14 protein-coding genes and 1 pseudogene are annotated in these 19,545 nt (G+C 37.4%); all 15 read left to right on the top strand.

What is annotated here, in order from left to right; genetic code table 11:
- The first annotated feature begins 278 nt into the window (after positions 1–278).
- The gene (locus BLS16_RS18170; RefSeq protein WP_242876358.1) at positions 279–1,286 is read left to right on the top strand and encodes a GDP-mannose 4,6-dehydratase; all 1,008 of its coding nucleotides are present in this window, start codon (positions 279–281) and stop codon (positions 1,284–1,286) included.
- A 51-nt stretch (positions 1,287–1,337) separates the two neighbouring features.
- The gene (locus BLS16_RS18165; protein ID WP_242876357.1) at positions 1,338–2,336 is read left to right on the top strand and encodes a GHMP family kinase ATP-binding protein; all 999 of its coding nucleotides are present in this window, start codon (positions 1,338–1,340) and stop codon (positions 2,334–2,336) included.
- Positions 2,337–2,394: 58 nt separating this feature from the next.
- Positions 2,395–3,048, top strand: coding sequence for a D-sedoheptulose-7-phosphate isomerase (locus tag BLS16_RS18160; RefSeq protein ID WP_092335075.1), 654 nt, complete (start codon positions 2,395–2,397; stop codon positions 3,046–3,048).
- A 1-nt stretch (position 3,049) separates the two neighbouring features.
- The gene (locus BLS16_RS18155; protein WP_092335074.1) at positions 3,050–3,745 is read left to right on the top strand and encodes a nucleotidyltransferase family protein; all 696 of its coding nucleotides are present in this window, start codon (positions 3,050–3,052) and stop codon (positions 3,743–3,745) included.
- Positions 3,738–4,166 (top strand): annotated as a pseudogene (locus BLS16_RS18150) (D-glycero-alpha-D-manno-heptose-1,7-bisphosphate 7-phosphatase); the annotation flags it as partial. The gene BLS16_RS18155 and the pseudogene BLS16_RS18150, both read left to right, overlap by 8 nt.
- 36 nt (positions 4,167–4,202) lie before the next feature.
- Positions 4,203–7,013, top strand: coding sequence for a hypothetical protein (locus BLS16_RS18145; protein ID WP_092335072.1), 2,811 nt, complete (start codon positions 4,203–4,205; stop codon positions 7,011–7,013).
- Between the two features lie 27 nt (positions 7,014–7,040).
- Complete coding sequence (locus BLS16_RS18140) at positions 7,041–8,018, top strand: glycosyltransferase family 2 protein (RefSeq protein WP_092335071.1); 978 nt, start codon at positions 7,041–7,043, stop codon at positions 8,016–8,018.
- A gap of 53 nt (positions 8,019–8,071) precedes the next feature.
- The gene (locus BLS16_RS18135; protein WP_092335070.1) at positions 8,072–10,402 is read left to right on the top strand and encodes a polysaccharide pyruvyl transferase family protein; all 2,331 of its coding nucleotides are present in this window, start codon (positions 8,072–8,074) and stop codon (positions 10,400–10,402) included.
- A 15-nt stretch (positions 10,403–10,417) separates the two neighbouring features.
- Positions 10,418–11,374 carry a lysylphosphatidylglycerol synthase domain-containing protein gene (locus BLS16_RS18130; RefSeq protein ID WP_092335069.1) on the top strand — a complete coding sequence of 319 codons (957 nt, stop codon included), beginning with the start codon at positions 10,418–10,420 and terminating at the stop codon, positions 11,372–11,374.
- A complete protein-coding gene (locus BLS16_RS18125) occupies positions 11,371–12,702 on the top strand; it encodes a UDP-glucose dehydrogenase family protein (RefSeq protein ID WP_092335068.1) in 1,332 nt (443 codons plus the stop codon). Before BLS16_RS18130 ends, BLS16_RS18125 begins: the two co-directional genes overlap by 4 nt.
- 634 nt (positions 12,703–13,336) lie before the next feature.
- Complete coding sequence (gene rfbD / locus BLS16_RS18115) at positions 13,337–14,203, top strand: dTDP-4-dehydrorhamnose reductase (RefSeq protein WP_092335066.1); 867 nt, start codon at positions 13,337–13,339, stop codon at positions 14,201–14,203.
- Between the two features lie 109 nt (positions 14,204–14,312).
- Complete coding sequence (locus BLS16_RS18110) at positions 14,313–16,148, top strand: O-antigen ligase family protein (protein WP_242876356.1); 1,836 nt, start codon at positions 14,313–14,315, stop codon at positions 16,146–16,148.
- Positions 16,149–16,646: 498 nt separating this feature from the next.
- Complete coding sequence (locus tag BLS16_RS18105; protein WP_092335065.1) at positions 16,647–17,477, top strand: SLAP domain-containing protein; 831 nt, start codon at positions 16,647–16,649, stop codon at positions 17,475–17,477.
- Positions 17,478–17,515: 38 nt separating this feature from the next.
- Positions 17,516–17,923, top strand: a complete 408-nt coding sequence (locus tag BLS16_RS18100; RefSeq protein WP_092335064.1) for a hypothetical protein — start codon at positions 17,516–17,518, stop codon at positions 17,921–17,923.
- 151 nt (positions 17,924–18,074) lie between these two features.
- Positions 18,075–19,241 (top strand): TolC family protein, encoded by a 1,167-nt coding sequence (locus BLS16_RS18095; RefSeq protein WP_092335063.1) that lies wholly within the window; start codon positions 18,075–18,077, stop codon positions 19,239–19,241.
- Positions 19,242–19,545: the final 304 nt, after the last annotated feature.

The following is a 19,545-nucleotide window of genomic DNA, read 5'->3' as shown; positions in this document are numbered from 1 at the left end:
AAAGGTGTTTTTCCTGTCAATAAACTAAAATATTTTGTTCTAAGCTAGATAGATACAGGGTTAGAGGTAACTTTCGCTATGCGAAAGTTGAGTAATTAATAAAATATTTGATATAGAAACTCCGTATGAAATAGTCCCAATGAAGGAAGAATTTTTAAAAATTAGACCAAAGACTACTAGTATGAAATCGCTTTATCTTCCAGAATTGCTTGAGAATTATTATGAAAGTTTTTTTAAAAAAGCAAGATTCGAATTAAAAAATGTCAGGGGATAGAATAATGGAAAAAGTATTAATAACAGGAATTACTGGTATGGTAGGTTCACATCTTGCGGACTACTTGTTAGAAAATACAGACTGGGAAATTTACGGTATGCTACGATGGAGAAGTCCGCTAGATAATATTCAACATTTAATAGAAAATATTAATGCTAAAAATAGACTGTATCTTCTTTATGGGGATTTAAACGACCAAAGTTCATTAGAGAATGTAGTCTCACAAGCAAAACCCAACTATGTTTTTCATCTAGCAGCACAGAGTTTCCCAAAAACAAGTTTCGATGCACCAATAGATACCATGAATACTAATATTTTAGGCACCTCAAGGTTATTAGAGGCTATTAGAAAATCAGATTATTATCCGGTGATTCATGTTTGTGCATCTTCTGAAGTATTTGGCAGGGTGCCCAAAGAAAAGCTGCCAATCAATGAAGAGTGTACCTTCCATCCTGCATCTCCATATGCAATTTCAAAAGTTGGTACGGATTTATTGGGAAGGTATTATGCAGAGGCTTATGGTATGACGGTAATGACTACTAGAATGTTTACACATACAGGTCCAAGACGCGGAGATGTATTTGCAGAATCTACTTTTGCAAAGCAAATTGCTATGATTGAAGCTGGTTTAATTCCGCCTGTTGTTAAAACTGGTAACTTAGATTCACTTAGAACATGGTCCGATGTTAGAGATGCAGTAAGAGCATATTATATGCTTGTTACTGTAAACCCTATAGCAGGGGAATACTATAATATTGGGGGAACTTACAGCTGTTCTGTGAAGGACATGCTTTATACTTTAATTGGTTTTTCTACTTGCAAAAATATTTCAGTAGAAACAGATCCTGAAAGATTAAGACCAATTGATGCAGACTTACAGGTTCCTGATACAAAAAAATTCACTCAGCACTCCGGATGGAAACCCAAAATTCCGTTCGAAAAGACCATGTTAGATTTGTTGAATTATTGGCGAGAAAGAATTGCCCACGGTGATAAGTTTTTAACCAGATAGTAGAAGAAGTGGAGAAGAATCATGATATTTAGATCCAAAGCACCCCTTAGGTTGGGTTTTGCTGGAGGTGGTACCGATGTATCCCCTTATTGCGATGAATTTGGCGGTGTAGTATTAAATGCCACTATCGATATGTATGCTTACTGTACGATTGAACCCACTGACGAAGGGAAAATTATCTTTTATGCCTCTGATAGGGAGGAGTATTTTGAATGTGAAAGTATAGACTATTTACCTATTGATGATGTGTTACAGCTGCATAAAGGAGTTTACAATAGAATTATAAAAGATTATAGGGTTGGCGACCCTCTTTCTTTTAAAATGACCACCTACTCTGATGCTCCAGCAGGAAGTGGGCTAGGTTCCTCCTCAACCATGGTCGTTGCGATATTAAAGGCATTTACAGAGTGGTTGAATCTCCCATTGGGTGAGTACGATATGGCATATCTTGCTTACCAGATTGAGCGAAAGGACATTGGGCTTTCGGGTGGAAAACAAGACCAATATGCGGCTACCTTTGGGGGCTTCAACTTCATTGAATTTTCTGGAAATGAAAGGGTTCTTGTTAATCCGTTGCGAATAAAAAACTGGATTAAAAACGAACTGGAAAGTTCATTAGTTCTTTACTATACAGGGACTTCAAGGGATAGTGCAAGAATTATTGATGAGCAGATTAAAAATACTAAGGGAAAGGATAGAAAATCCATTGAGGGAATGCATGAGTTAAAAGCTTCTGCCTTCGAAATGAAGGAGTGCATTTTGAAGGGCGATTTTGATGGCTTTGCAAAATGTATGAAGAAGGGCTGGGAAAGCAAAAAGAAAACGGCCTCCGTGATTTCTAATTTAGAAATCGATAAAATGTATGATTATGTGATAACCCACGGCGGAAAAGCGGCAAAGATTTCTGGTGCCGGCGGGGGTGGATTTATGATGATCATTTGCGATCCGAAAAAGCGGTTTGAGCTAGTAAAAGCACTAAAGGAAAGGGATGGAATTGTCATGTTGACAAGCTTTACCGAAAAGGGTACAGAAGCTTGGACCCTATACTAAATGAATTGCGTTGCATCGGTAGACGTAATTTTTATGTTCGTGGAATAGGGGGATTCTTTTGAAACAATCTACCAAGGCAGTCATTGAAGATTTAGTAATAAGACATCCGGCGCTAACAAGTTGTAATGAAGGCATAGTAGCTGCCACAGAAGTGCTGATTAGCTGCTATAAAAAAGGTAATAAGTTACTAACATGTGGAAATGGTGGTAGTGCTTCAGATGCCCAGCACATTGTTGGAGAACTGATGAAGGGATTTGTTCTACCTAGGAAACTATCTTCAGATAAACGAAAGCAACTAAAAGAAATGTTCCCTAATAGCAGCCAATATTTGATTTCCAATTTACAAGATGTATTGCCGGCAATATCTCTACTGGGAGAAACTGCCCTTACTAGTGCATATGCCAATGATTTGGCACCAGATTTGGTTTTTGCCCAACAGGTGCTGGGACTTGGAAAAATGGGTGACGTTTTACTTGCTATTTCTACTTCGGGGAACTCACAAAATATTATTTATGCCTGCGAGGTTGCACGTGTTCAAAAAATGTTAGTCATTGGACTGACAGGAGAGACAGGGGGAGGAATGAAGGAGTTGTGCGACGTACTGATCAATGTTCCAAGCAAAACAACTTATATAATTCAAGAGTTTCATCTGCCCGTTTACCACTGCTTATGTTTGGCCCTGGAAAATGAGTTTTTTGGGGAGGGAAATTAGAATGGAGGCAGTTATTTTAGCCGGTGGCTTTGGCTCAAGGCTTTCTCATATTGTTAGTGATGTACCAAAGCCTATGGCCCCAGTGGCTGGTCACCCTTTTTTAAAATACATTTTAGATGACTTAATTGCAAAGGGTATTAGTCGAGTGGTTATGGCAGTGGGCTATAAAAAGGAGAGCATCTTAAAGTATTTCGGGTATACCTATAACGGGTGCGAAGTTGTGTATTCTAATGAGGACAGGCCCTTATTAACTGGTGGCGCAATGAAAAAGGCTCTTATCAAGTGTAGAGAACAAAATGTATTTGTCATAAACGGAGACACATTTTATGACATAAATCTGCTGGCTATGGCAGTGGAGCACGTGAAAAACAGTGCGGATTTGACTATCGCTACAAAGGAAATGAGGAATTTTGAGCGATATGGAACAGTTATTACGGAAAACGACAGAATTATACAATTTTTAGAGAAGAAACCCAAAGAGTATGGTATGATAAATGGTGGAATTTACCTAGTAAAAAAAGAGCTTTTATCAGGTATTATAGGGGACGAATTTTCCTTTGAAACAGAGATTATGGAGAAAAAAGTAAGTGAATTAAAAATTTATGCATTTAAATGCAATGGGTATTTTGTTGACATCGGTGTGCCTGAGGATTATGAAAAGGCCCGGATGAATTTTGCTGAGGTTGGAGATGAATAAAGCAGCTTTTTTTGATCGAGATGGCACTATTAATATAGATGTGAACTATCTTTATCGGATTGATGAGTTTCGTTTTATTGAAGGAATACCGGAGTTTATTAAAAGCTTTAATGATAGAGGTTACAAGGTTATTGTTGTAACAAATCAAGCAGGTATTGCAAGGGGTTATTATTCAGAGGAGGACATGCATAAGTTGCACCACTATATAAACGGAGAGCTAGCGAAGATTGGCGCACATATTGATGCTTTTTATTTTTGTCCCCACCACCCAGATGTTACCGGACCCTGCCATTGTCGCAAGCCTGAGCCGGGAATGATTGAACAAGCAATTCATGATTTTGATATCGATGTTAGGCAGTCTGTGTTGTTTGGAGATAAGCCGTGGGATATTGAGGCCGGAGAAAAGTGTGGAATTACGGCCCAATTGATTGAAAGTGCATTATGAGGGAGAATTAAAATGGATACTCCAAATGTTATGAATAAACTGTATACTGCTCTTTTTATAATTGCTCTTACTGCTGTCTTTATTTTATGCGGGTTACTACTCGGACTAATACCTACAATTGGATTACCTTCACTGGGGATTAATATAATGACTCTAGGTAAGGTTCAGGATATAGCAGATAACTCCGGGATTTTAGACTTTTCACTAGATAGTATCCTGTACCCGTATGGTGGATTGGTAAATGAAGGCTTTGGTATAATATTCATTGCAAAGCTATTAATGTTTTTAGGAATAAGCGGATTAAATGCCTTGAGCATTACTTATTTTATCCTTTTCCTAATTTCATTTTCGTCATTGGCAATATTGCTCAAAAAGATTACGCACAATAGGATTATTGTTGTTTTGCTGACAGCAGTACACTTTATGAGCCCATTTTTAATGGCCCAATCAGGTATACCACCTATTTTCTTTGGAGTAATGATGCTTCCGCTGAGCGCTTTGTGTGATTTTTTTCTATTTAAAGCCGTTTATGAGATTGAACAAATGAGTCATAACCTAGTAAGAAGTGATAAACCTGCTTTAATCGCTTGGATCCTGCTCTTTTCTATTCTTGTTAGGCTTGTTATTTCATCCATAGGCTGGTACTCGGCAGTAATTTCTGCTGTTGGATCCTGTTTGTTTTTTATTATTTATTCTTTTTTTAGATTAAATAAAGCAAATATAAAACAACTGGTTTTAAGATATATTGTCTATATCATTATTCCATGGGTAATCGGCATGGCATTGATTCTTTTTCTAACGCCAAGAGAAGCTGCATCCTTTAGATCATCTATGGAATTCTTTAATGGTAATTCAGTTGATATGATTACGCTTTTATTTCCTGGATTAAGTCAAGCACTAGCCAATATACTACCTAGTACTAGTTATTTCATGGGTTCGGGCAACAGCCTAACGGGTGATGTAACCATGTGGAGTAATTATTTAGGATACACAATGATGATTATCTCACTGACTCTTATTTTCAAGAAAAAATACAGAAATCGGATAACTGCCTCACTGGCAATTACTTTACTGGTAACTCTTATACTTTCATTAGGCCCAGGACTCAAGGTTTTGGGAACAGTTTTACAGGAATCATCCCCAAATTATTCTCTATCATTGGACGAAGTATTGGTATTTCCATGGAGTTTTATATATAAAATATTTCCACTTAGCTCAATGCGAGCGGTTTACAGGTGGCTATTCGTTCCAAAATTTGTGTTACTCATTCTTTCTTCAGTATATTTAAGCAAGCTCTATATGAGTGGTAAATGGCAAAGAGCCGTTTCAATTATTTTGTGTGTTCTGTGCGTAGTTGAGTTTCTTCCGAGTCGCGTTATTACGGGAGATATCTTTTACCAGAGTCGTTATTATAAAATGGCATTAGAGATTAAAGCGGACACGATAGATGAATTACAAGGTATTGTAACAAAGGAAAATGCAATAAGTGCATTATGTTCTTATGACTTTGATTCAAATGGTTTTTTAGTCGCTCATATTGTGGAAGGGCTAGGAATCAAAACATACGCTGGAGCGGGAGATAAGGCGCTTACTTTAGCAAAAGGGTATATTCCCAGTGATGTTTTGTATTTGCAACAAACAGCTCAGCCTGAGGACCTTGCAAAGTACATCACAATTGTTAAAGCCAAGGGGTTGTGCGATTACGTTTTATTGCCTAAATTCGCTTTACGAGAAGACTCTTACTGGTGGCCGTCTACAAACGAAGTAATTGAAAAAACAAAAAAGATTGCCGATACAGTGGTAGAGCTTCTAGAAAAAGAGTTTACTATTTACCAAACAGAACATTATACCGTTATTGATCTTACTGATAGGGGCGAAGAGGGAAGGTATTTATTTTCACATGAATCTATACTGGAAACGCAAAGTGACAATGTAATTAAAGAAGGAAAGATTCTTGGTAGCGAATATGCGTTGAATATTAACCGAAAGTATAAAGTTGACACTACAATAAGTATTCCAGACGGAGACGACAGCATGTATTTGTTGCTATATCATAGGGGCCTAGAACATGAAGTTGGTGAATTATCGGTTTCATTGAAACTGATGGATGGAAATGGGAGTGTTTTAAAAACAATTGAAAAGATGATCCCTTACGGTGAGGACTATTCAAAGTATGAAACTGGTTTCGACCTTGGTAAAGGCGTTTCATCGGTTGAAGTAACGGTAAGCAATAAAGATATCCCAGGCTGTGCAGTAAAGAGCATCCTCTTTCAATCATATTCATCCGGAAAAGTATTTAGATCGAATAATGAACAGATTTTTGAGATCCTTGGATTTTCTGATGTTAACAATGCAAAGAATGTAGAGGTTACGTCTGATGAGGCAGTATTTTCTGGAGACAGCTACATCATAATGACAGACCAGCAGGCGGACTTAGGTGAAAATATTGAGATTAGTATGGATCTGTGGCTAAACAAGGATCAAATGGATGAAGATGACGCAAGAATTATTACAAAGTGGAACAGTTGGCAGAAGGATATGTCTTTTACCATTGCATCCAAAAAGGAAAGCATCGCAATAATCTTTTCTTCAGACGGAACTAAATGGGAAGGGCTTTTTCTGGATAAAGACTTGATACCGACAGAGAGATGGAATAATTTACGTATTGCCTTTAACGACGGGCTTATAGGAATATTTGTAAATGATGCTCTAGTGGACAAAAAACAACTTACCTTCAGCAAAATGTTTGTAGGAAATACAAACGTTGAAGTTGGCGAAAATATTGAAGGGAAGATTAAAAACTTTCACTATAATGCGGATTAACTGAAATATAAAGGGGATACAATCATAATGAAGCTTATTATTCAAATCCCTTGTTATAACGAGGAGGAAACCCTGGCCCTAACTTATGCGGATTTACCAAAGCAACTTGTTGGGATTGACAAAATACAATATCTCATTATCAATGATGGAAGTAGTGATAATACTGTTAAAGTGGCACGGGAGCTTGGGTTTCACCACATAGTATCGTTTAAGCAAAATAAAGGTCTGGCGAAAGGGTTCATGGCAGGAATCGACGCTTGTCTGCACCTAGGTGCGGATATTATTGTCAACACTGACGCTGACAACCAGTATTGTGGTGCTGATATTGAGAAGTTAGTGCGACCGATTTTGAAGGGAAAAGCGGATATTGTTATCGGCGAGCGCCCTATAAGCGAAACCGAGCATTTTTCATGGAAGAAAAAAAAGTTTCAGTATATAGGTAGTTGGGTGGTGCGATTGGCATCTGGGACAAAGGTTCCGGATGCTCCGAGCGGGTTTCGCGCCTATTCTCGCGAGGCCGCACTGCGTCTGAACGTAGTAAACGAGTATACGTACACACTGGAGACTATTATTCAGGCCGGGCACAATAAAATTGCTATGACCTCAGTTCCCATTCGAACCAATGCGGAGACAAGGGAATCCCGCTTGTTTAAAAATATGTGGGCCTATATGAAACGCTCTGCTTCTGTGATTATCCGTTCCTTTATGATGTACAAGCCCCTCAAATTTTTCGGCACATTTGGAACCATTATCTTTCTGTTGGGCGTTGGAGTCAGCGTTCGGTTTCTCTATTACTTTATAAGTGGTGCGGGCGAAGGACATATTCAGTCGCTTATTTTATCGGCTGTTCTGATTTTAATGGGTGTACAGACCTTTATTGTTGGCTTGCAGGCAGATATTATTGCCGCCAACCGTAAGATTTTGGAGGATATACAATACCGCGTCAGAAAAGCAGAATGTAATTCCCACTTTGTCGATAGTAAAAAGGAATTAGTTAAAAATTAGATCTGTCCTTAAAGATACTGCTAGAATATGGAGATTATTTCGAGGAGACTGTTATGAGAGATATAACTATTGCCATTACTGCGGCAAGCTATAGCGGAAACAAAGGCGCCTATGCCATGCTCCAAAGCTCAATAAAGCAATTAAAAAACATTTATGGAGAGCGCTTGCACATCAATCTGATGTCGGTTTATCCAGGAGAAGATAAAAAGCAAGCGCCATTTGATTTTATAAATATCGTCTCCTGCAAGCCTGAGCAATTACTGTTTGTAGCGTTCCCATTGGCAATTTTATATAAGCTTTTGGGCTGGATTCCCTTTAGAAATAAACTGTTTAAATGTAACAAGATTATAAAAGCCTACCTTAAAACAGATTTAGTCATTGACGAAGCGGGCATCTCCTTTGTGGACTCCCGTGGGTTTGTCATGAACACATATGCTTTTGTGTGTGCAGCGGTTCCTTTGCTTTTGGGCGTTCCTGTCGTGAAATATTCTCAGGCTATGGGAAGCTTTCATTCCAGGACAAATCGGTTGCTTGCGAAATGGATTCTGCCCCACTTAAAACTGATTTGCGCAAGAGGAGAAATAACAAAGAAGAATCTTGCTGGAATTGGGATTGAGGATAATGTAAGACTATGCGCTGATGGTGTGTTTTCCATGCCAGAGGACACTTTCAGTATCGAATTAGTCAATGGGATTTGTGCTCAGGACAGTTTTTATAATGGGAAGATAGTTTCGTTATCCTTAAGTTCGGTTGTGCAGGATAGATGTGCTAAAATCGTAATTGATTATGTTGACGTGATGATTGGTTTTGTGGATTTTCTTAATGAAAAAGATTACAATGTTTTAATTATTGCTAATGCTGCTCGCGAAGGAAAAACAAAGCCGAGAAATAATGACCTTCTGGTTTGCGACGCTGTTTATGAGGGCGTTCGCCAAAAAGATATGGTGCGCTGGTATCCAAAAGAAATGACTGCAGAAGAAATTCGAGAGTTTATCTCTCATACGGATGTCCTGGTTGGCTCCCGTTTTCATGCAATGATTGGAGCGCTGGAAAAAAGGGTTCCCACTCTTCTAATCGGCTGGAGCCACAAGTATCAAGAAGTACTTGATATGTTCGAGTTGGGACAAAATGCGGTCGATTTTTCAACATTGTCGGTAGATACGCTAAAAGTTAAATTTGAAGAATTTATTACTAACAAAGATAAAACACGCCAAAATATTGTAAAGCACTTAAATGAAGTAAAGGAGAGCTCTCAAAAGAATATCCTTTATATATCGGAGGTAATTAACGGCATTGTGTCAACTCCTTGTAAAGGAGCGCTTCTAGATGTCAGTGATACAGAGCGCTACTTGGGTAGGCATATCACCTGTCGTATGGGTTATGCTTCCAATGAGATGATACGGGCGAATTCCGCATCCGGAGGGGTAGTGACTGCTTTCTTATGCCATTTATTAAAATCTAAGCAGATTGATGGAGCTTGGGTCACAAAAAGCGTGATCAAAGAGGGAAAGTTAGGCTACAAAACCTTTGTAGCAACTAAAGAAGAGCAAATCATGGACTGTTCCTCTAGTATTTATATGCATATGCCACTGTTGAAAAATATCGACGAGATCATGCAATTCGATGGGAGACTAGCAGTTGTCTTGTTACCTTGTCAAATGCGCACGCTCAACCAGCTCATGGAGAAGCGCCCTGCCATGAAGAAGAAGGTCGTGTTGAAAATTGCACTGTATTGTAGCGGCAGTCACACACAGGAAGCGACACTTGTCCCACTTACTAAGGCCAAAATATCCCTAGATTATGCTAATCGTATTTATTATAGACGTGGTCACTGGCGGGGGTTGACTGCAGTAAAATATGATGACGGTCATGAGGAAACCATGTCCTATACTGAAACAATTTGTGCATACAAAAACGCCTACTTTTTCATAAATGAGGCATGTACACTTTGTCAAGATCAGTTTGGAAAAGCTGGCGATATTAGCTTTGGGGATATTTGGCTACCTGAGATGAAAAGGAATCCCATCAAGCATACCGGCTGTATTATTCGTAACGAAAACGCGTTAGGGATGTATGAATCCGCCGTAAAGGCCAAGGTAATTATCGATACTCATATTGGTGATGAAAAGGTGGTTTACAGCCAGAAGAGGGCTTTGGTTTTTAAATATAATTGCGCCAGTGAAAAAGAAAGGTTATATCATAAAAATGGTAAAAAACTAAAGTTGGATACTTTGTCACACTGTAAAATTAATCACAAGCTTGCATATAGATTAGCGCATTTTAACATGGAATTATCACGTAAGCACCCAAAAATTCTTGAAAGAGTTCCTATGAAGTTAATTTTTTTATATATGCTTTTTATTAGATTTTTACTCAGCTTTTAGTAGGAGATAAAATGAATGACAATCAATGAGAAAACTAAAACTCTTCTAAAATGGGCTAAAGTCATTTTTGTAGGATTAGTCATTTGGTTTTTGACAAAGTATTTTACCAAAAATTATGATGAACTAATGAGCTTAGATTTTCAAATAAGATGGAGCGCTTTCTTTCTTTCCATGCTATTTTTTTTTATATATAAAATAACGCTTGCTAGTTTATGGCATTATATTACAGTGCTTAACAATACACAAATTTCCTATGTTAAAGCAATTACAGCATATTTATATTCAATTTTAGGGAAATACATTCCCGGTAAAGTTTTTATGCTCGGTGCCAGATTGGTTTATTATGATAGCGAAGGCGCTAAAATGCGAAAAGTGACAATCTGCTTTTTGATTGAAAATATTCTTACTCTATTGGGCGCGACGTTATTATTTATATTTTCGCTGTTCTTTTTCCCTAATGATATTTTGTCTCAATATCAATATACAACGTGGCTACTGATTATCTTGTTTTTTATATGTATACATCCTAAAATACTCAACTTCTTTTTAGGGTTAATAGAAAAGGTTACAAAAAAGACAGATTTAGAAATTTCTATGACTTATGTGCAGATGGTAAAATTGGTGATGTTGTTTGTTGCAAACTGGCTGGTTGTCGGTCTCGGTTTTTATCTACTTGTTTGTTCCATTTATCCTTTGCCAATTAGTGTAGCATTGTATGCCTCAGGAATTTTTGCATTGGCGGCCATTATTGGAATTTTGAGCCTTTTTTCTCCATCCGGCTTAGGCGTCCGGGAGGGCATTATTGTTTTAGGTTTATCTGTGATTATGCCTCCGGAGTACGCAATCATTGTATCCATTGTATCTAGACTATGGTCAACGATTCCAGAACTTGCTCTGATCGGAATGGCATTTATTTATTCACAGTTGGCCAACCATATTGATAAAAAAACGAAAAGGGAGACTGAGACTTGAAAAATATAGGTATAATTGGCACTGGCTATGTTGGCCTTGTACAGGGCGTTATCATGGCAGAGTTCGGCATGAATGTTATTTGCATGGATGTGGTATCAGAAAAGATCGAAAAGCTGAAAAAGGGTATTTTACCGATTTATGAACCAGGACTCAAGGAACTGCTCGACAAAAACGTTATGTCAGGTAGACTGAAATTTTTTACAGAAATGCACGAGACAATTGAAAACAGCGATGTTATTTTTCTAGCTGTTGGGACGCCGCCTAAGGAAGACGGAAGTGCTGACCTACAATATGTTAAAGCTGTTGCCAAGAGCATTGGCGAATACATGAATAGTTATAAAGTCATTGTCAACAAATCAACGGTTCCAGTCGGCACAGGAAAATTTGTGCGAGATATTGTTCAGGAGGGGCTTGACAAACGAGGGCTTAGTATTGAATTTGACATTGTATCAAACCCTGAATTTCTCCGCGAGGGTAAGGCCGTTCGCGATTGCCTAACGCCAGACCGGGTTGTAATTGGGGCTGAAAGTGAAAAAGCAGTTGAGATTATGAAAAAGGTATATGATGTGCTCTATATTAATCAGACGCCCTTTCTAATTACTAGCCTTGAGACAGCGGAGATGATTAAATACGCATCCAATGCATTTTTAGCAGTGAAAATTTCCTTTATCAATGAGATAGCTTTGCTAGCGGACAAAGTTGGTGCAAATATTCAGGAAATTGCCCGGGGTATGGGAATGGATGGAAGAATTTCCTCTAAATTTTTACATGCCGGTCCTGGATACGGAGGTTCGTGTTTTCCCAAGGATACCAAGGCAATCGCGGATATTGCCCATACTCATGGTGAGCAAATGTTGGTAATTGAAGCTGCTATCAAGGCCAACGAAAAGCAAAAACAAAAAATGAGCGAAAGAATTATTTATACCGTTTCGCAAGAGGTTCCTATTGAAAATGCTATCTTAACAATCTGGGGCTTATCTTTTAAACCAGAAACCGATGATATGCGTGATGCGCCTTCAATAGATATTATTCGTGCTCTTGTACGTGCAGGCGCACGAATTCGTGCCTATTGCCCCGAGGGTATGAAGGAGGCAAAATGGAGATTAAAAGATATAGAAGACTATATTGAATATTGCAAAAACGAATATGAGGCTGCGGAGGGAGCGGATGCCATTATTCTTATGACAGAATGGCATCAGTTCAGAGGTGCTTATCTCGACAAGGTTAAAGCTGTTATGAAGAACGACTATTTTTTTGATTTGCGTAATGTCTTTTCTAAAAATATTGAGGTCAAAGAGATGTTTAAGTATTCAGGAGTTGGATGCTGAATATAAATATAACTACCGTCTGAATTGAGGATGTATGATAAATCAAAAGTGAAGACGAATTAGCTTGTACTCCTTGAATCATATAGATTTGGTCAAAGCCTGAAATAAGGGTGATATTATAGTTAGCGGAAAAGTAAGGAGATTTTAGAGTCCACTTATTTTTATTTATTGACTGAACTTCGGTTGCGCCCGAAAGTTCAGTTAATAAATAAAAGAAAAATATCGAAACAAAGAAAAATAACGCAATAATGTCATAAGGCCCTATTTTCATTTCCTTTAAATGGTCAACTAAGTTGAAATTCGACAATAGGTTAAGTCAAACCTCTTTTAATATTATTATTTGAGATCTCCTAGACCATTATTGGCTAAGATGCTAAATACATGGTACAGGTTGCGTAAAACGTACTTTATCTTGGTGTTTAAGTTTTTTATCTATTGGTGTATTAGGGAGTTAGTTTAAAAACAAGGGTGTTGAAAGTATTTTAAGATTATAAATAGTAAAATAATGAATAATATATTTAGATAACGCTATAGGGGGCTGAAGGATAGGCCATTCGCACTTATATAAGTGGTATGGTTTTCCAAATTGTAAAGAATGATCCTTGTCATCATTAAAGGACAGTGAGGGGAGAAGATGAGAAGAGTATTAGTGACCGGGGCCAAAGGTCAGCTGGGTACAGATATGGTGCTCTGTCTACAGCGTCATTCTGAGTTGTATCGAGTCTTCGGTTATGGTCGCGCTGACCTTGATATTACAAATGGCTCACAATTAGCCAAAATTTTTGAACAGGTCAAGCCTGACATCGTTATTCATACCGCTGCTTACACTCAAGTAGATCAGGCAGAAACTGATCGCGACAGAGCGTATGCGGTTAATGCGCTAGGGACACGTAATCTTGTCATTGAAGCAGAAAAGTATGGCGCAAAGTTCGTATATCTTAGCACGGATTATGTATTTGATGGACAGAAGGAAACACCTTATTGTGAGTATGATCGAACCAATCCACAGACTGTTTATGGTCAATCGAAATGGGCTGGTGAAGAGTTTGTGCTCTCACTTTCAAACAAGTATTTTATCGTGAGAACGTCATGGGTTTATGGCAAATATGGAGTGAATTTTGTCAAAACCATGCTTAGATTAGGTAAAGAAGGAAAATTACTGAAGGTGGTCGATGACCAATTCGGTTCCCCAACGTATACAGTCGATTTGGCTGGCTTTTTACAACAACTTATTGAGACTGAGCGTTATGGTATTTATCATGCTTCGAATTCGGGCAGTTGTTCGTGGTATGAATTTGCTAAAAAGATATTTGAAATATCTGGAATGGAGGTTGATCTCAATCCATGTAAAACGGCAGATTTCCCACGTCCAGCGCCAAGACCGGAATATTCAGTTCTTGATCATACGGGGATTAGGCTCAATGGCTTTCAGGATCTCAGGCCTTGGCAGGAAGGACTGGAAAGTTTTTTGTCTGAAAAGAATTTCTTAAAAAAATTCTGAAATAATTATAATACAAAAAACACTGTACAAACCTTTCCTTAAAAATGCTATAATTAAAACATGTTACTTTATCAAATCTAATAATTCGTGGTTTAGGAAGGTGAGATACTTGTTAAAAAAGAATGATGCCATAAATGATAATTGGTACATATTGTTACCACTAATGTTTTTGCTAGCAGTTGTACCCTTAATAGTGTATCTCAAGGTTGTAACGTTAAGCGGCGCATCCTTTGAGTTGTGGACAGGTCAAAAAGAAAATATGGACTTTGCCTCCTATTATAAGATGGTGTGGATTTTGATTAGCAGTGTCTTGTCACTTCTAGTTTTGGCTCTTATGGTTGCCTTTAAAGGAACTAAAACGTTAAGGGTATCATTTTATTATATTCCAATCGCAGTATATATTTTCTTTGTAATTCTTTCTACCGAGTTCTCTAAGTACATTGATATTGCGCTAACGGGTTTTCCAGATCGATATGAGGGTATGTATGTGCTTTTAGCCTATATGGTAATGCTAGTTGTTACAATGAACTTGGTTAAGAACGAACAGCATATAAAAGTTCTCATTGGCTCTTTATTTATAGGCGCATTCATCATAGGCCTAATTGGTGTGTTTCAATATATAGGTTATGATTTTTTTAAATCAAATTTTGGTAAAGCGCTTATGTTGCCATCCATTTATGAACCGCATGCGGATAATTTGCAGTTCCAATTTGATAAATATGTCATCTACTCTACTCTTTATCATCTTAACTATGTTGGTAGTTATATGGCCATGCTCTTTCCTCTGACCTTTACTTTGTTTGTTCTTACCAAAAAAGTATGGCTTAAAGTACTCTTCGCTTTACTAAGTCTTTTAATGGCTGTTAACTGGTTAGGATCTACTTCGCGTGCTGGTATGTTCGGTGGCGCTATCGCGATTATAATTTTAATGATTATGATTAACAAGGTAATAGTAAGGCACTGGAAGTATTTTTTGAGCGGTTTAATTATATTGGGACTTTTAGTATTCGGACTTAATCTCATGTCGAACGGATATCTTGCTTCAAGGATAGGTTCCTTGGTTAACAATGCAGTGGAAATGACGCAAAGTACAGGGCAAGATGATTTTAAAGCTAAAGCGGCAACAATGCCTCTGCAAGCTTTAGATATAGAAGGAAATCAGGGGACTTTAGTGACATCAACCGAGACACTTATATTTTCGATAAATGGCAGCAAGATTACTTTTATGGATAAGGATAATATTCCGATTAATATGTCATTTGATAAAAAAACGGGCAAAATTAATTTGCTGGACTTGAGGTATGTAGACTACAAACTTAATATAGGAAAATTAGATGATATGAGGGTTTTGTTATTAAGCAAGGGAACACTGAACTTTAAGTTTAAAATTGATGATAATCAAGTAGCTTTACTGAATAATAGCAATCAGGTTCTCAATCTAGACCCAGTAGAAAAATGGGGATTTGAAGGTAAAGAATTGCTAGGGTCTTCAAGGGGTTACATCTGGTCCAGATCAATTCCTTTACTTAAAAACACCATATACATGGGTTACGGACCGGATACTTTTGCTGCCTATTTTCCCCAGAATGATATATTTGGAAAGTACTATGCCTATAATGGTGACATGTGGCAAATTGTAGATAAACCTCACAATTTGTACTTACAGGTTGGACTAAACACTGGAATCATCTCTCTTTTGGCACTTTTATCATTGTTTATTGCGTATTTTGTCTCAAGCATTAAGCTTTACGTTAAAAATGAATATAGTGATTTTGTATCTCAAGCTGGAGTAGGTATATTTGTCGCAATTTGTGGTTATTTGGGAGCGGCCTTTTTTAACGATAGTGTCGTTTCAGTGGCACCGGTGTTTTGGATTCTCCTGGGGCTAGGTATTAGTGCGAATTACATGATTCGGCAGCAGAAAAATAGCTCGAGCGTTCAGTAGTCACAGAGAGTCAATGATTTTAAAATTCGCAAAAGACTGTTAGAGTGTCATAACAGAAAGCGATACTATCTAGACAATTTAAAATAATGTTGGAACGTTAAATCACCTTCACCTGGAAATAGGTGAGGGTGATATCATTATTTGGTGCTATTCTGGATGGTATCGGCTAATTAGTCTACAAGATCATCAAATATCAAACGGAGCAAGTTCGATAGTTTAACTAAAAAAGATATTGGATGCTGTCTGATTCCTGATTCCAGGCGAAAAACTAAAGAGACCTATGCTAAAATTATAAAATCCAAATTTTAGCATAGGCTGTGAGATCTGAGTTCTTTCTGTCTCAGACACATTATATGAATAAATGACATGGCATTAGCCAAATAAATTCTTATAGACTGCTCATTTGTCTTTAGTATTTAAAATTGTTTCCAGTGGCAAAATGATTAAAGATATGAGAGAATAAAAACTAGGTTCTAAAAATATTTGGAGGATTAAATTATGTTGTTAAACTTTCCAAAAACCAATAGAGGTACGGAAAAAGATTCAGAGTATTTATCGAAGGACATAGTTGAAGCAAACTTATTGAACCAGAGTTCTAAAGAACAGTTGGATGAACGGCAACTACCGCCCTTAACTGAAGGCCGAGTTGCCATCCATTTTACAAGCGCTACGCCTGATGGTGGAGCACTAATAGTAGGCTTTTATATTAGCAATGGATTTAGTAAGAAAGTAAAGTTTAAAAATATATCTTTAGTCTTACTGGATTCTAATAAGCAAGTTCTAGCTCAGCAATCTTTTAGAGGAGAGACTATTGGTGTAGTTGCTGGTCGCTCGGCAAAGGCCTGCGTTGTTCGCTTTGAACCAGATAATGTTTATGTTAAGGATGTCCCCTCAGAGTGTGAGGTGTGTTTTGATGTGCGAGATAAACGCCCTAAAAAAGTCAAAATTGGATATCAGACGCTCCCAAAGAATATATCATTAGACCAACAGCAGAAACTGGAACAAATATTAGCAAAACTTCCACCAATGAAGCATGGCGAAGTAGATTTCTCGCGACTTTGCGCGAAGGTTACAGCCCAAAATGAGCTATTAGCTACTGTAATAATTCGAAATTCTATGGATAAGCCAATAAATTTAGAAAAAATGCCATTAATTATTTTAGATGCTAATCAAAAAGAACTCGCTCGCGGGATTTTTGATGTCAAAAACATAATAATTAAACCCTATAAGGCTATATTGTGGACATTTAAATTTCAGCATATTTTCGAAGATAGTGATGTTGATTTATCTACATGGCATATTGTATTAAATAATAACAGTAGTCATTAAAAAAACACCAGGGGCTAAGAAATGGAGGAAAACAAAACATGTCTAAGCGTAAATGGTTATGGATTACTGGTGTATTAACAATGTTTCTTTTGATAACTGGATGTTCAAAATCGACTCCGGATACAAATGTGCAACAAGACCAAACGAGTCAAGGAACTGAATCAAAGGGGGATAATCCTCCAGCTACTACTAAATTAGAGAGTGATACTGATCTGACTCAGCAGTTAGAGGCAGAAAAGGGAATTGATAAAGTCATGATTCAAGTAGTAGAAGGTGAACAGCCTGCTGTGAACGTCGATATTACAATTAATAATGAGCAGGAGCTATCGGTGGATCAAGTTATAGAGAAATACAGTCAGATTATTAAAGATAAATATCCGAACCGTCCAATCGATATCATTGTTATCAAGGAAGGAAAACAGTTAAAACAAGCTACAATAAAATAGAACTCAGAGGGCAGGGTAAAACAATACCTGCCCTCTGAGTCATCATTTTATTGCTGATCTAAACATTTATATTCCCTCTAATTTCAATTTGACATCGGAAAAATTCTACAATACAATTAGTACATACGTATCATGAAAGGAAGTTTACATAATGAAGAAACTAATTGGAGTATCCATTTTATCATCCATGTTAATTTTTGGACAACCTTTTATGGCTTTAGCTGAAGACGTAGGTTCAAAAACAATAAGCTTTGAAGATATCGAAAGTATTATTACTGAACAAAATATAGCCATTCGCATTAATGAGAATGAAAGACTTAAAACTCATGCAGGCTATTCGGATCTTAAGAGAACAATTAAAGACCTTGAGGATGATCTTGAGCACCTTAATGATCAAAGGGATCAGACGGATGAAATATCTCAAATAGTAGCATTAAGTACTGAAAAACGCGCATTACTTGATGCTCTAAAGCAATTAGAGAGAAATCAAGTTGACAGACCTAACGTAGAAGCGATAGCCGATCTGCAAGCGGACATGAATGATGATGCACAGATTTTGACGGGAGAAAGTTTATTTATTGGGTATAATCAGTTGAAAGTTGCTTCATCAGTTATTTCCAAGAGCATTGATTCTTTGCAAGACCAGCTAACAGCTATGCAATTACAACAGAGTCTAGGTATGGTATCCCACAATAGTATGAATGCAATGAAAACTCAACTAGTAGACCTCCAGACCCAACTTGAAAGCACAGAATTTCAAATGGATTCTTTAGAACGTCAATTAAAAATTATGCTTAATGATCAGGAGAGTGATCTGAACATTGGAAGTATCTCTGTCAGCGAAGACTTTACTATAGAAGACGAAGAGGCTGATTTGGCGAAGGCAATAGAGAACAGCTACACGATTAGATTACAGGAAAATCAGATAGTGATTCTTCAAGCTACTCTCGACAGGGCTAAAAAGGATAATGGAATGTCATCAAATGAATACAAAGCAGCAAACTATGATTTAGAAAATGCAAACTTAAAGCTTAAACAATTAAAGGACGCCTTGAAAGCAGATTACTATAACATGATCGACAATATTGCCAAAATTCAGAGCGATCTTCGACTAGCAGAACAGACCCTTGGAGATAAAAAAATTGCACTCTCTGAAGCTCAAATGAAGATGGGTTTGGGAATGATTTCAAAATTAGAGTTAGATCAAGCAACAACGAATTATGAGGTTCAAGAAAATGCCGTTAAAACAAAGCAAATTGATTTGTTTAACGCAAAGTGCAATTACGAGTGGTTTTTAAAAGGATTACCTCAAGCTTAGTAAAAAAATACCAGATATCCACAATCTAACCCCAAATCTGAGGATTTTTCTTGACTTTAGTTATTTTTAGTGCTAATTTAATTTTGTAAGTCAGTTAGACCCATTTGAACCAAATGACTTGCGCAATTAGGATCTCCGGACGCGGAGATCCTTTATTGTGCCCGAAAATAAATGAAATTCCTTAGACTTCCTATACTCCAACATCTGTGCTATAATATATAGTTGGTGCTATAAAGCGTCTATTTCCTAGTTGGCGGAACTCACACGCTATCACGGATATTCTGTTACGGCGTAAAAGATAGAT

Source organism: Desulfosporosinus hippei DSM 8344 (assembly GCF_900100785.1).
Lineage (GTDB): Bacteria > Bacillota > Desulfitobacteriia > Desulfitobacteriales > Desulfitobacteriaceae > Desulfosporosinus > Desulfosporosinus hippei.
The sequence above is the reverse complement of the archived record's forward strand: the minus strand, read 5'-3'. Positions and strand labels throughout refer to the sequence as shown.

What these genes read in the sequence shown, in the direction of transcription:
- BLS16_RS18170 (WP_242876358.1), top strand. Translation starts at nt 279, where the DNA reads ATGGAAAAAGTATTAATAACAGGAATTACTGGTATGGTAGGTTCACAT.
- BLS16_RS18145 (WP_092335072.1), top strand. Translation starts at nt 4,203, where the DNA reads ATGGATACTCCAAATGTTATGAATAAACTGTATACTGCTCTTTTTATA.
- BLS16_RS18105 (WP_092335065.1), top strand. Translation starts at nt 16,647, where the DNA reads ATGTTGTTAAACTTTCCAAAAACCAATAGAGGTACGGAAAAAGATTCA.
- BLS16_RS18135 (WP_092335070.1), top strand. Translation starts at nt 8,072, where the DNA reads ATGAGAGATATAACTATTGCCATTACTGCGGCAAGCTATAGCGGAAAC.
- BLS16_RS18140 (WP_092335071.1), top strand. Translation starts at nt 7,041, where the DNA reads ATGAAGCTTATTATTCAAATCCCTTGTTATAACGAGGAGGAAACCCTG.
- rfbD (WP_092335066.1), top strand. Translation starts at nt 13,337, where the DNA reads ATGAGAAGAGTATTAGTGACCGGGGCCAAAGGTCAGCTGGGTACAGAT.
- BLS16_RS18130 (WP_092335069.1), top strand. Translation starts at nt 10,418, where the DNA reads ATGACAATCAATGAGAAAACTAAAACTCTTCTAAAATGGGCTAAAGTC.
- BLS16_RS18095 (WP_092335063.1), top strand. Translation starts at nt 18,075, where the DNA reads ATGAAGAAACTAATTGGAGTATCCATTTTATCATCCATGTTAATTTTT.
- BLS16_RS18100 (WP_092335064.1), top strand. Translation starts at nt 17,516, where the DNA reads ATGTCTAAGCGTAAATGGTTATGGATTACTGGTGTATTAACAATGTTT.
- BLS16_RS18155 (WP_092335074.1), top strand. Translation starts at nt 3,050, where the DNA reads ATGGAGGCAGTTATTTTAGCCGGTGGCTTTGGCTCAAGGCTTTCTCAT.